The 13,986-nt window shown below is 64.6% G+C and carries 9 protein-coding genes; 7 read left to right on the top strand and 2 right to left on the bottom strand.

The annotated features are described in order from the left end of the window. Positions 1 to 63: 63 nt before the first annotated feature. The gene (gene rplL, locus M2342_RS08370; RefSeq protein WP_181559472.1) at positions 64 to 444 is read left to right on the top strand and encodes a 50S ribosomal protein L7/L12; all 381 of its coding nucleotides are present in this window, start codon (positions 64 to 66) and stop codon (positions 442 to 444) included. A gap of 107 nt (positions 445 to 551) precedes the next feature. On the opposite strand, the gene M2342_RS08365 is transcribed toward rplL, so the two are convergent. Then, positions 552 to 1,373 carry a hypothetical protein gene (locus M2342_RS08365; protein ID WP_264578737.1) on the bottom strand — a complete coding sequence of 274 codons (822 nt, stop codon included), beginning with the start codon at positions 1,371 to 1,373 and terminating at the stop codon, positions 552 to 554. A 152-nt stretch (positions 1,374 to 1,525) separates the two neighbouring features. Between M2342_RS08365 and M2342_RS08360 the strand changes: the two genes are divergently transcribed. The 6 genes from M2342_RS08360 (at position 1,526) to M2342_RS08335 (ending at position 13,558) form a co-directional block, all read left to right on the top strand. Continuing rightward, positions 1,526 to 2,089: an adenine phosphoribosyltransferase gene (locus tag M2342_RS08360; RefSeq protein WP_264578736.1), complete on the top strand. Its 564-nt coding sequence runs from the start codon at positions 1,526 to 1,528 to the stop codon at positions 2,087 to 2,089. 5 nt (positions 2,090 to 2,094) lie between these two features. Beyond that, a complete protein-coding gene (locus tag M2342_RS08355) occupies positions 2,095 to 2,757 on the top strand; it encodes a purine phosphorylase (protein ID WP_264578735.1) in 663 nt (220 codons plus the stop codon). Positions 2,758 to 2,813: 56 nt separating this feature from the next. Beyond that, positions 2,814 to 3,368: a superoxide dismutase family protein gene (locus M2342_RS08350; RefSeq protein ID WP_264578734.1), complete on the top strand. Its 555-nt coding sequence runs from the start codon at positions 2,814 to 2,816 to the stop codon at positions 3,366 to 3,368. 364 nt (positions 3,369 to 3,732) lie between these two features. Next, positions 3,733 to 7,905, top strand: a complete 4,173-nt coding sequence (gene rpoB, locus M2342_RS08345; RefSeq protein ID WP_264578733.1) for a DNA-directed RNA polymerase subunit beta — start codon at positions 3,733 to 3,735, stop codon at positions 7,903 to 7,905. Positions 7,906 to 7,985: 80 nt separating this feature from the next. After that, complete coding sequence (gene rpoC / locus M2342_RS08340) at positions 7,986 to 12,242, top strand: DNA-directed RNA polymerase subunit beta' (protein ID WP_181559466.1); 4,257 nt, start codon at positions 7,986 to 7,988, stop codon at positions 12,240 to 12,242. A gap of 116 nt (positions 12,243 to 12,358) precedes the next feature. Next, positions 12,359 to 13,558: a S41 family peptidase gene (locus M2342_RS08335; protein WP_264578732.1), complete on the top strand. Its 1,200-nt coding sequence runs from the start codon at positions 12,359 to 12,361 to the stop codon at positions 13,556 to 13,558. Positions 13,559 to 13,662: 104 nt separating this feature from the next. Here the strand turns inward: M2342_RS08335 and rpmE are convergent, their stop codons facing one another. After that, positions 13,663 to 13,890: a 50S ribosomal protein L31 gene (gene rpmE, locus M2342_RS08330; RefSeq protein ID WP_181559464.1), complete on the bottom strand. Its 228-nt coding sequence runs from the start codon at positions 13,888 to 13,890 to the stop codon at positions 13,663 to 13,665. Positions 13,891 to 13,986: the final 96 nt, after the last annotated feature.

The raw sequence follows: 13,986 nt of genomic DNA, 5'->3' as shown, positions 1-13,986 counted from the left end.
CAGACAGTTGCAATCAATTGACTTGGGCCAGACCCGGCCCCGCTAGAAAATGGAGTGAATTACATGGCTGATATCAACTCGCTCGTCGACCAGCTCTCCGCGCTGACCGTTCTCGAAGCTGCTGAGCTGTCGAAGGCTCTCGAAGAGAAGTGGGGCGTTTCCGCTGCTGCCGCAGTCGCGGTTGCTGCGCCCGCCGGCGGCGCCGGTGGCGATGCCCCCGCTGCTGAAGAGAAGACCGAGTTCGACGTGATCCTCGTCAACGACGGTGGCAAGAAGATCAACGTCATCAAGGAAGTCCGCGCCATCACCGGTCTCGGCCTGACGGAAGCCAAGGCGCTCGTCGAAGGCGCGCCGAAGGCTGTGAAGGAAGGCGTGAACAAGGCGGAATCCGAAGAGCTGAAGAAGAAGCTCGAGGAAGCCGGCGCGACCGTCGAGATCAAGTAAGCTTGATGGGAGGGGAGCGGCCCAGCCGTTCCCGCCCGACAAAAAGAAGCGCGTCCGGAGAGATCCGGGCGCGCTTCTTTTTTGATTAGCAGGGATCGTCTCGCGGATCAGACCGATCGATGAGGCCCGGAGGCCGACCAACGACGTGTGGCGGCCTCGGCCTTCATCGCCTCGATGGCTTCGCGCAGCGTCGGGTAGCGTGCTCTGTCAGCTTCCTCTCGGGCAGCGGAGCGCTCGGCCCGTCCATAGTCGGTCAGGGCCAGCGGCCCCTGCCGCCCGCGCATGCCCAGCCGCCAGAAGAGCAGACTGGCGAGCAGCACCAAGCCGGCAATGAAGCCGATCTGCTGCCATGGCGCGGAAAGATATTGCGCTAGACCGAGGCCCTCGGCCTTGCCCTGCGTGCGTTGCAAGGTCGGCCCGGCGGACCCTGCGCCCATCGGCACTGCGGACAGCGCGATCGGCACGGGTGGCCCATCTGCGCTATTCATGGAAGGCGCCGTGGCAGCGCTCTCATTGGCCGGCGCGACATCCTGCGCCAGAGCCACCGCCTTTGAACCAGAGTCCAGCAACTCCGGGCGCGCCTTGCGCACATCCTCATAGGAGCGCGCCAAGGGATCGCGGCTCTCCGGGCGATAGGCCGGCAATTCGCTCACCGGCCGCGCGAGGCGGTCGCGCGACTCCGGCCGCGCGGAGGGCTGGGCCAGCCGATCCCGGCTCTCGGGCCGCACCTCATTGGCGATCAGCATCGGCGCCCGCACCTGATTATCCTGCCCGAAGGCAGGCGGGAGCAGCAGGCTGGTCAGCTTCTGGAGATCGAGAAGGCTGGAGCTTGCTCGGGCAAACGCAGTTTCCGCTTGCCCTGCCGCCGGACTCACGGCGAGAAGGCAGGCGAGCGACGCCATCCCTGGAAAGACAACAGGCAATCTCATTATGACCCCACCGACCCATTTCGGGACAGACTGCGATCAGCATATCGTCGCGCCAATGTAAAGCGTGAGGGACACAAGGCGCCCTGTGCCGCCCGATCCTTGCGCCGACACGTGCGGCCTGCGCCAGCCGATTATCGAAGGGACACATCATCATGGCCGAGACATCTTCTCTGACCACGACGAACAATGACGACCTCAAAGCGCTGGTGCGGACCGTCCCGGACTATCCGATTCCCGGCATCCAGTTTCGCGACGTTTCCACCCTGCTGCTGGATGGCGAAGGCTTCCGGGCGACGATCGACCGGATCGCGGCATTGGTCGATCCAGCGCAGGTCGACCTCATCGCCGGCATCGAGGCGCGCGGGTTCATCGTCGCAGCCGGGCTCTCCTACAAGCTCTGCAAGGGCAAGCTGATGCTGCGCAAGTCCGGCAAGTTGCCTGGCGCGACCGTCGGCATCGACTATGCGCTCGAATATGGTACCGACCGGATCGAGATGCATCAGGGCGCCGTGCGGCCGGGGCAACGGGTGCTGCTGGTGGACGATCTGCTGGCGACCGGCGGGACCGCGCTCGCCGGCGCTGCCTTGCTGCGGGGCGAAGGTGCCATTGTCGATCAGGCGGCGTTCGTCATCGACCTGCCCGAGCTGGGCGGTGCGGCGCGCCTCAGGGACGTGGGCATCACGCCCCTCTCCCTCATCACCTTTGAAGGGCATTGAGCCGCATGCGCATCCTGATGCTCGCCGCCCTGCCCGAGGAAGCCGATGCCTTTCTGCCGGAAGCGGGGGACAGGGTGGATGGCGACTGGCCGCTGGTGCGCCGCGTCGACACCGGGCGCCATCTGGTGCACATCGCGACGACCGGGATCGGCAAGGTCAACATCGCCGCCGCCGCCGCGCGGCTGCACGCGCTCCACGCAGCGGATATGCTGATGATCCTCGGGACGGCCGGCAAGCTGAGCGCCCTCGCCGGCGATTGCTTCTGGCTCACCCGTGCCGTCCAGCATGATTATGGCGCGCGTCGTCCGGATGCTTTCGTGCACTATCCCGCTGGCGCCTGGCCGATGGGGCCTGCAAATGTCACGCCTTATGCGGCCATGCCCGATCCCGGCAGCGCCCTGCCCCATGCTTGCATCGCCAGCGGTGACGCATTCATCGAGGATGGCGCCTATGCCGCCCATCTCGTCGCTGCGCTGGATGCCGACATCGTCGACATGGAAACCGGCGCGCTCGCCCAATATGCCGCCCAGAGTGGGCTCCCCTGGGGCGGCATCAAGGCGACGACGGACGATGCCAATCCCGACAGTGCCGGGGATTTCCACGCCAACCTCCGCGCCGCCTCCCGCCGGGCCGGGCTTGCCATGGAACGGGTGCTCGACCTGCTTTGACCTCGCCGGACAACACGCTAGATTGCGCCGACTGCATCGCCCCAACACAGAGAGACATGATGGCTCATTTTGCTGCTTCCCCCCTCCTCCTCGCCGCCACCGGCTTCTGCCTGGCCTTGCAGGGCTGCGGCGCCAAGGCCCCGGCGGGGCCGATGCCCACGCCCGAGCCTTTCGCCGAGGCGATCCTGTATGATGGCCAGGGCAACCGCACCGGTGTCGCGACGCTGGTGCCGGAAGACGGCCATATGCGCGGCAGCGTCGAGGTGACGCGCGGGCTGACGCCGGGTGCGCACGGGATGCACATTCACGCCATCGGCAAATGCACCCTGCCCGATTTCGTATCAGCCGGCGGCCACCTCAATCCCGAGAGCAAGCAGCACGGCACCGAGAACCCGCAAGGCCCCCATGCCGGCGACCTGCCGATGGTCACGGCTGACGCACGCGGCGCGGCCAAGGTGACGTTCATGGCGCACACCAACATGGCAACCCTGCTGGACGACGATGGCGCGGCGCTGGTGATCCACGCAGACGCCGACGACATGCGCACCGACCCCACGGGCAATAGTGGCGGCCGAGTGATGTGCGGCGTGTTCTACCGCAAGGAATCCTGATCGCAGATCTGGGTTCGTCTCCGATCAGCGCCGCAAAGGCATTGCAGCGGGCCGCAAGCCCCTTGCAATGCCGCGCGATGGCCTTATATCGCTGGTCATTCGGATTGGTCGGGCATCTGCCCGCCAGTCGCCTTCCGCTACCCGGGCAAGCATGACGCGTTGCGCACGACATGCATCACATATGGGGTGACGGCGAGGTTCATATGACGCTCAAGTGCGGATCGGACAGCCCCGGCCCGCACTTTTTTGCGTGCTCGCAGCCCTCGAATTGAGGTGCGCAGACGCAGCAAAAGGCTGAATTTTCGCTGCAATGCGAAAAATATTATCGGGACCACAACACGCAGGAAGGTCAGGTATCTCTGGCATGGCAACCAAGGCTCTCCCCATCAAGCCCGGCGAAAGCGCCACCAAGCGCATCCGCAAGGTGTTCGGCAACATCCACGAGGTCGTGGAAATGCCGAACCTCATCGAGGTTCAGCGCGAAAGCTATGAGCAGTTCCTGCGGTCGAATCCCGCAATCGGCTATGTGTCCGGCCTTGAGAAGACGCTGCGCAGCGTCTTCCCGATCCGCGACTTTGCCGGCACGGCCGAGCTGGACTTCGTCCACTATGAGCTGGAAGATCCCAAGTACGACACCGAGGAATGCCGTCAGCGCGGCATCACCTACGCCGCGCCGATGCGCGTCACCCTCCGCCTGATCGTCTTCGAAGTCGATCAGGACACCGAGACCCGCTCGGTTCTCGATATCAAGGAGCAGGATGTCTACATGGGCGACATGCCGCTCATGACCGGCAACGGCACCTTCATCGTCAATGGTACAGAGCGCGTAATCGTGTCCCAGATGCACCGCTCGCCGGGCGTCCTGTTCGACCATGACCGTGGCAAGACCCACTCCTCCGGCAAGTATCTCTTCGCCGCCCGCGTGATCCCGTATCGCGGCTCCTGGCTCGACTTCGAGTTCGACGCCAAGGACATCGTGAACGTGCGTATCGACCGCAAGCGCAAGCTACCGGTCACTGCCCTGCTCTTCGCGCTTGGCCTGAACAGCGAGGAAATCCTCGGCGAGTTCTACAACAAGGTCACCTACGTGCGCGGCGAGAATGGCTGGCAGATCCCCTATACGGCGGACGCCTGGCGCGGCCTCAAGCCCACCTTCGACATCATCGACGCCAAGACCGGCGAAGTGGTGTTCGCGGCCGGGCAGAAGATCAGCCCGCGTGCGGCGCTGAAGGCTGCCAAGGACGGCTTGGAAGCGCTCGTGATCCCGACCGAGGAAGTCTATGGTCGCTACAGCGCCTATGACCTCATCAACGAGAGCACCGGCGAGATCTACATCGAAGCCGGCGACGAGGTCTCGCCCGAGAACCTCGCCAAGCTGGATGCGGCCGGCATCGACCGGCTCGAACTGCTCGACATCGACCATGTGAATACGGGTCCGTGGATCCGCAACACGCTCAAGGTCGACAAGGCCGAGGACCGCGACCACGCGCTCTCGGACATCTACCGCGTCATGCGCCCCGGCGAGCCGCCGACGCGCGAGACTGCCGAAGCCCTGTTCGAAGGCCTGTTCTTCGACGGCGAGCGCTATGACCTCTCGGCCGTGGGCCGCGTGAAGCTGAACATGCGTCTTGGCCTCGACGCCGAGGACACCATTACGACGCTGCGCCGCGAGGACATCCTCGCCGTGGTCAAGGAGCTGGTGAACCTCAAGGACGGCAAGGGCGAGATCGACGACATCGACAATCTCGGCAACCGCCGCGTGCGTTCGGTTGGCGAGCTGCTGGAGAACCAGTATCGCGTCGGCCTGCTCCGTATGGAGCGCGCCGTGAAGGAGCGCATGTCCAGCGTCGACGTCTCGACGGTGATGCCGAACGACCTCATCAACGCCAAGCCCGCTGTGGCCGCAGTGCGCGAGTTCTTCGGCTCCTCGCAGCTCTCGCAGTTCATGGACCAGACCAACCCGCTCTCCGAAATCACGCACAAGCGTCGCGTTTCGGCCTTGGGCCCGGGTGGTCTCACCCGCGAGCGCGCCGGCTTCGAAGTTCGCGACGTTCACCCGACCCATTATGGCCGTATCTGCCCGATTGAGACGCCGGAAGGCCCGAACATCGGTCTGATCAACTCGCTGGCGAGCTTCTCGCGCGTCAACAAGTACGGCTTCATCGAGACGCCGTATCGCAAGGTCATCGACAACAAGGTGACGGACGAGGTCGTGTACCTCTCCGCCATGGAAGAGGCCAAGCACACGATCGCGCAGGCCAACGCCGAAGTGAACCCGGACGGCACCTTCGCCGAGGATCTCATCTCCGCCCGTGAGGCCGGCGAGTTCCTGATGGCGCCCCGCGACCACATCACGCTGATGGACGTCAGCCCCAAGCAGCTCGTTTCCGTTGCCGCATCGCTCATTCCCTTCCTGGAAAACGATGACGCCAACCGCGCGCTCATGGGATCGAACATGCAGCGTCAGGCCGTGCCGCTCGTTCAGGCCGAGGCGCCGTTCGTCGGCACCGGCATGGAAGAAACGGTTGCGCGCGACTCCGGTGCCGCCATCGCGGCCAAGCGCTCGGGCATCGTCGATCAGGTGGACGCCACCCGCATCGTGATCCGCGCAACCGAAGAGATCGAGGCCGGCAAGTCCGGCGTCGACATCTACACGCTGATGAAGTTCCAGCGCTCCAACCAGGATACCTGCATCAACCAGCGTCCGCTGGTGAAGGTGGGCGAGCATGTGAAGGCCGGCGACGTGATCGCCGACGGTCCCTCGACCGAGCTGGGCGAACTGGCTCTGGGCCGCAACAGCCTTGTCGCGTTCATGCCCTGGAACGGCTACAACTACGAGGACTCCATCCTGATCTCCGAGCGGATCGTGAAGGACGACGTCTTCACCTCGATCCACATCGAGGAGTTCGAGGTGATGGCCCGCGACACCAAGCTGGGGCCGGAAGACATCACCCGCGACATCCCCAACGTCGGCGAGGAAGCCCTGCGCAACCTCGACGAAGCGGGCATTGTCTACATCGGCGCCGAGGTGGAGCCGGGCGATATTCTCGTCGGCAAGATCACGCCCAAGGGTGAAAGCCCGATGACGCCGGAAGAGAAGCTTCTCCGCGCCATCTTCGGTGAGAAGGCCAGCGATGTGCGCGACACCTCGCTTCGCCTGCCGCCGGGCGTGGCTGGTACGATCGTCGAGGTGCGCGTGTTCAACCGTCACGGCATCGACAAGGACGAGCGCGCGATGGCCATCGAGCGCGAGGAAATCGACCGTCTCGCCAAGGACCGCGAGGACGAGCGCGCGATCCTCAATCGCGCCACCTTCAACCGCCTGCGCGAGATGCTGGTCGGCCAGACGGCCACGGCAGCGCCCAAGGGTGTCAAGAAGGGCGTCGACATCACCGAGGAGCTGCTCTCTGAGGTCGAGCGTCACGAGTGGTGGAAGTTCGCGGTTGCGGACGATGCCCGCCAGTCGCAGCTCGAAGCGGTCAAGACGCAGTATGACGAGGCCGTGAAGGTCATTGTCGAGAAGTTCGAGGACCGCGTCGAGAAGCTGCAGCGCGGCGACGAGCTGCCCCCGGGCGTGCTCAAGATGGTCAAGGTCTTCGTCGCGGTGAAGCGGAAGCTGCAGCCGGGCGACAAGATGGCCGGCCGTCACGGCAACAAGGGCGTCATCTCGCGCATCCTGCCGGTCGAGGACATGCCGTTCCTGGAGGATGGCACCCCGGTCGACATCGTGCTCAACCCGCTGGGCGTGCCGTCGCGCATGAATGTCGGGCAGATCTTCGAGACGCACCTTGGTTGGGCCGCCCGCGGTCTCGGCCAGCAGATCAAGCATGCCCTGCGCGACTGGCGCGAGGCCAACCCGAACGCGGCCGGCGGTGAAATGCCGGAAGCGGTGAAGGAGCGCCTGCTGACCGTCTATGGCGAGGATTATGCGGACGAGATCAAGTCCCGCTCGGCTGAGCAGGTCATCGAGCTTGCTTCCAACCTCGTGACCGGCGTTCCGATCGCGACACCGGTGTTCGACGGTGCGCGTGAAGCGGACGTTTCGGCCATGCTGCAGCTGGCAGGGCTCGATACGTCGGGCCAGTCCACGCTCTATGACGGCCGGACCGGTGACGCGTTCGACCGCAAGGTGACGGTGGGCATCATCTACATGCTCAAGCTGCACCACCTTGTGGACGACAAGATCCACGCTCGTTCCATCGGCCCCTACAGCCTCGTCACCCAGCAGCCGCTGGGCGGTAAGGCCCAGTTCGGTGGCCAGCGCTTCGGTGAGATGGAGGTCTGGGCACTGCAGGCTTATGGTGCAGCCTACACGCTGCAGGAAATGCTCACGGTCAAGTCCGACGACGTGGTCGGTCGTACCAAGGTCTATGAGGCGATCGTCAAGGGTGACGACACCTTCGAGGCCGGCATTCCGGAAAGCTTCAACGTGCTCGTGAAGGAAATGCGCTCGCTCGGCCTCAATGTGGAGCTGGCGGCGCTGGAAGACCTCTCCGACAGCGATGGCGACGACGAACTGCCCGAGGCGGCGGAATAATGGGAAAAGGGGCGCTGCTCGCGCGGCGCCCCTCCCCTTCGCCCCTTTACGAACTTCAGCCCTCTGCAGGGAATTGAGACATGAACGAACTGACCACCTTCGCCAATCCGATGGCCAAGCCGGAAACCTTCGACCAGATCCAGATCGGCATTGCGTCGCCTGAGCGCATCCGCAGCTGGTCCTTCGGCGAGATCAAGAAGCCGGAGACGATTAACTATCGCACGTTCAAGCCCGAACGTGACGGCCTGTTCTGCGCGCGCATCTTCGGCCCGATCAAGGACTATGAGTGCCTGTGCGGCAAGTACAAGCGCATGAAGTACAAGGGCATCGTCTGCGAAAAGTGCGGCGTGGAAGTGACCGTTTCCAAGGTCCGCCGCGAGCGCATGGGCCATATCGAGCTGGCCGCGCCGGTTGCCCACATCTGGTTCCTGAAGTCGCTGCCTTCGCGCATCGGCCTGCTGCTCGACATGCAGCTCAAGCAGCTTGAGCGCGTCCTCTACTTCGAGAGCTACATCGTCATCGAGCCGGGCCTCACCCCGCTGGAGAAGTATCAGCTTCTCAACGAGGACGAGCTGGTCGAGGCGCAGGACGAATATGGCGAAGACGCCTTCTCCGCCGGTATCGGCGCCGAGGCGGTCAAGCAGATGCTCATGGACCTCGATCTCGAGGGCGAGCAGAAGGCACTGATGGAAGAGCTGGCGACGACCAAGTCGGAGCTCAAGCCCAAGAAGATCATCAAGCGCCTCAAGGTTGTGGAAAGCTTCATCGATTCCGGCAACCGCCCGGAATGGATGATCCTCGACGTGGTGCCGGTCATTCCGCCGGAACTGCGCCCGCTGGTGCCGCTGGACGGCGGCCGCTTCGCGACCTCGGACCTCAACGATCTCTATCGTCGCGTCATCAACCGCAACAACCGCTTGAAGCGCCTGATGGAGCTGCGCGCGCCGGACATCATCGTCCGCAACGAAAAGCGCATGCTGCAGGAAGCCGTTGACGCCCTGTTCGACAACGGCCGTCGTGGCCGCGTCATCACCGGTGCCAACAAGCGTCCGCTCAAGTCGCTCTCCGACATGCTCAAGGGCAAGCAGGGCCGCTTCCGTCAGAACCTGCTCGGCAAGCGCGTCGACTATTCCGGCCGTTCGGTCATCGTGACCGGTCCGGAGCTCAAGCTGCACCAGTGCGGCCTGCCCAAGAAGATGGCGCTCGAGCTGTTCAAGCCGTTCATCTACGCCCGCCTCGACGCCAAGGGTCTCTCCATGACCCTCAAGCAGGCGAAGAAGTGGGTCGAGAAGGAGCGCAAGGAAGTCTGGGACATCCTCGATGAGGTGATCCGCGAGCACCCTGTGCTGCTGAACCGCGCTCCGACGCTCCACCGCCTCGGCATCCAGGCGTTCGAGCCCGTGCTGATCGAGGGCAAGGCCATCCAGCTGCACCCGCTGGTCTGCGCCGCGTTCAACGCCGACTTCGACGGTGACCAGATGGCCGTTCACGTTCCGCTGAGCCTTGAGGCCCAGCTGGAAGCGCGCGTGCTGATGATGTCGACCAACAACATCCTCTCACCCGCGAACGGCAAGCCGATCATCGTGCCCTCGCAGGACATGGTGCTGGGTATCTATTATCTGTCGATGGAGCTGGCCGGCGAGCCGGGCGAAGGCATGATCCTCGCCGACATGCAGGAGGTCCACCAGGCCCTCTTCGCCAAGGCGGTGACGCTGCACAGCAAGATCATCAGCCGCGTGCCGCAGACGGACGAGAATGGCGAGACCTACATGCGCCGCGTGGAAACCACGCCGGGCCGTATGCTGATCGGCGAGTGCCTGCCCAAGAGCCACAAGGTGCCGTTCGACGCGGTCAACCGCCTGCTCACCAAGAAGGACGTGGGCGACGTGATCGACGAGGTCTATCGTCACACCGGCCAGAAGGACACGGTGCTGTTTGCCGACGCCATCATGGCGCTGGGCTTCCGCCACGCGTTCCAGGCCGGCATCTCGTTCGGCAAGGACGACATGATCATTCCGGACAGCAAGGTGGCTCTGGTCGATGAGACCAAGGCGCTGGTGGCCGACTATGAGCAGCAGTATCAGGACGGCCTGATCACCCAGCAGGAAAAGTACAACAAGGTGATCGACGCCTGGTCGGGCTGCGGTGACCGTGTGGCCAACGCCATGATGGACGAGATTCGCTCGATGCCGCAGGACCCGGATACGGGCCGCCTGAAGCCGATCAACTCGATCTACATGATGAGCCACTCGGGTGCCCGTGGTTCCCCGGCGCAGATGAAGCAGCTGGCCGGTATGCGCGGCCTGATGGCCAAGCCGTCGGGCGAGATCATCGAAACGCCGATCATCTCGAACTTCAAGGAAGGCCTGACCGTTCTTGAATATTTCAACTCGACGCACGGCGCCCGTAAGGGTCTGGCCGACACGGCGCTCAAGACGGCAAACTCGGGTTACCTGACCCGCCGTCTGGTCGACGTGAGCCAGGACTGCACCATCGTCGAGGTGGATTGCGGCACGCAGAAGGCGCTGGAGATGAAGGCCATCATCCAGGGCGGCAGCGTGATCGCATCGCTCGGCGAGCGCGTGCTCGGCCGCACCACGGCCGAGGACATTGTGGACAGCAAGGATGGCTCGGTCATCGTCCCCGAGGGCGAGCTGCTGGACGAGGCGATGGTCGCCAAGATCGAGGCCATCGGCGTTCAGGCGGTCAAGATCCGCTCGCCGCTGATCTGCGAATCCAAGATGGGCGTGTGCGCCAAGTGCTACGGGCGTGACCTCGCCCGCGGTACGCCGGTGAACATCGGTGAGGCTGTCGGCGTGATCGCCGCCCAGTCGATCGGTGAACCGGGCACGCAGCTGACGATGCGGACCTTCCACATCGGCGGTGCCGCCCAGCTCAACGAGCAGTCTAACCTCGAGGCCGTCTCCGACGGTTCGATCGAGCTGCGCGACATGCCGACCATCACGGACAAGCATGGCCGTAACCTGTCGCTGGCCCGCAATGGCGAACTGGCGATCATCGACGATGAAGGCCGCGAGCGTGCGGTCCATCGCCTGCCTTATGGTGCCGCCATCCTGTTCAAGCATGGCGCCAAGGTGAAGCAGGGCGACCGCATCGCCGAGTGGGATCCGTTCACGCAGCCGGTGATCACCGAGAAGCCGGGTATCGTGAAGTATCAGGACCTGATCGACGGCAAGACGCTGACCGAACAGGCGGACGAGGCCACCGGCATCACGCAGCGCGTGGTGACCGAATATCGTGCCCCGTCCCGCTCCAAGGACGATCTGCGTCCGCGCCTGACCCTGCTGGACGATGCCTCCGGCGAGGCAGCGCGTTACCTTCTGGCACCGGGCGCGACGCTCTCGGTCGAGGATGGTGCGCAGGTGCAGGCTGGTGACGTGCTGGCCCGTGTCTCCCGCGAGGCTGCCAAGACCCGCGACATCACGGGCGGTCTGCCGCGCGTGGCGGAGCTGTTCGAGGCGCGCAAGCCCAAGGACAATGCGATCATCGCACGGGTCTCGGGCCGCGTTCAGTTCCTCAAGGACTACAAGGCCAAGCGCAAGATCGCGATCCTCCCCGAGGATGGCGGCGAGCCGGTCGAGTATCTGATCCCCAAGAGCAAGGTGATCGACGTTCAGGAAGGCGACTACGTGAAGCGTGGCGACAACCTGATCGGCGGTTCGCCCGATCCCCACGACATTCTCGAAGTGCTCGGCATCGAGCCGCTCTCGGAATATATGGTCGCGGAAATCCAGGAGGTCTATCGACTGCAGGGCGTGAAGATCAACGACAAGCACATCGAGGTGATCGTTCGCCAGATGCTGCAGAAGGTTGAGATCACCGACGGCGGCGACACCACGCTGCTGGCAGGCGAGCAGGTCGATCGCGAGGAAATGGACGAAGTGAACGCCCGCCTCGCGCCCGGCCAGCAGCCGGCGTTCGGCAAGCCCGTGCTCCTCGGCATCACCAAGGCGTCGCTGCAGACCCGCAGCTTCATTTCGGCAGCCTCCTTCCAGGAAACGACCCGCGTCCTCACCGAGGCGGCCGTTCAGGGCAAGAAGGACACGCTGATCGGCCTCAAGGAGAATGTGATCGTCGGGCGTCTGATCCCGGCCGGCACCGGCTCCTCGATGAACCGGATGCGGATCGCCGCGAACAGCCGCGATGCTGCGCTCCGCGCCGCCATGCGGGCCGCCAACGAGGTTCACCTCGTCGCGCCGCAGACCGCCGCCGAAGAGCATGAGGCCGAGCTGCGCCAGCCCGTGGAAGCCGCCATCGGCGACGATCCGCTCGGCAAGGTGCAGGGTGAGGACTTCACCACCGAGGACATGAACTAAGCATCAGGTCCTTTCAGGAAGAAAATAGAGAGGCCCGCCGGAGCGATCCGGCGGGCCTTTTGCTTGGATGTCCGACGCGATATCCTGTGGCATCGACTCCCTTGGCCGCAGGACACATGATGCTGAAACTGAGGCTCTGCTGCCTTGCCCTAACCTTGGGCGCCCTCGCCCTCTCTGCCAGTGGCGCGCTGGGACAGACCAATCCCTATCAGGAGGATGCCCGTGCACTTCCGGGCATCATCGCGGAAACCTATGCCTATCCCGAGCGCCTTGCAGGCGGCGAATATCGCCTGCCCTCCCGGCTCCAGGCGGAAGCCGAGGCGGTCCGCGATGAGGATGGCCTCATCCGCCTTGCAGAACGCGCCCTCATGGTTCTCGCCGACCATCATGCAATCACGGGGGCCTCCTTCTCCAACAGCTGGGCGGTTTTCCCAAGCTATGGCGACCTGTGGATCGAGCGGCGCGGCGCTGGCTATCGTATTGAGCAGGTCCGGGCCGGCAGCCCGGCGGAACAGGCCGGTGTGCAAGCCGGCGACGAGCTGATCGCCATTGCCGGAACGCCTGTACAGGCAGCGGTCGACGCGTTCTGGACCGACCTCGGCGTCGCGCCGGGCGAAGGCGATGCCGGCTATGCCGCGCGCGTGCTCGCGGCGGGCCGTCGCGACCGGCCGCGACAGCTGACCGTGAAGGCCGGCGGCAGGTCACCGCGCACGGTGGAATTACCCAATCTGTACGCCCTCAAGCATCGGGACATGCCGCCGCTCTCGGTTGCCGAGGACGCCCGCGGCGCGGCGATCATCCGCTTTCACGATTCCCTCGGGCGCGATGACACGATCCCAGCCTTCGATGCGGCCATGGCGGCGCTGACGCCGGGCAAGCCGATCATCCTCGACCTGACAGACACTGCCAGCGGCGGCAATACGACGGTCGCGCGGGCGGTCATGGGCTGGTTCGTCACCCAGCCCACCGCCTATCAAATTCACAACCTGCCCGTCGAAGAGCGCGAGACCGGCATTGCGCGGCAGTGGATCGAGCAGGTGCTACCACGGGCTGGGAAGCATCATGCCGGCCCGGTCCTCGTGCGGGTCTCGCGCTGGACGGGGAGCATGGGCGAAGGCCTGGCGATAGGCCTGCATGCCATAGGCGCGCGCGTGCAAGGCAGCAGGATGGCGGGGCTCCTGGGCGCGATCTACGATCATGCGTTGCCCAAATCCGGCGTGATCATCAAATTGCCGACCGAGCGCCTGTACGCTGTCGATGGAACGCCGAGGGAAGCTTTCCAGCCCGAGCCGATCCCGATGGATACAGCGCGCTGACGGTCAGCATGATGGGGGCGCGGCCAGGCCTCCGTCGGCGTTCCTGACAAAGAAAAAGGCCCCGAAAACCGGAGCCTTCCTCTGAAACCTTGGGTGGAGCCCGCTCAGTTCTTCTTGAGCGTGAGGCCACCGAAGCGCTTGTTGAACTGGGCAACGCGGCCGCCCTGATCGAGCTGGCGCTGACCGCCGGTCCATGCCGGGTGCGACGTCGGGTCGATTTCCAGCGTCATCGTGTCGCCTTCCTTGCCCCAGGTCGAGCGGGTCTGGAAGCTGGTCCCGTCCGTCATCTGCACGGTGATGAGGTGATATTCGGGATGCGTGTCTTTTTTCATGTGTCGGCTCCTGAAATGACCGGTTTCCGACCGGTCCGGGGCGTTAGGGAAGCGCGGCCCTTAGCGGGAAAGGGCCGGCTTGGCAAGGCTCTGCGG

Origin of the sequence: Sphingobium sp. B8D3A, assembly GCF_025961995.1 — a bacterium.
Lineage (GTDB): Bacteria > Pseudomonadota > Alphaproteobacteria > Sphingomonadales > Sphingomonadaceae > Sphingobium.
The sequence above is the reverse complement of the archived record's forward strand: the minus strand, read 5'-3'. Positions and strand labels throughout refer to the sequence as shown.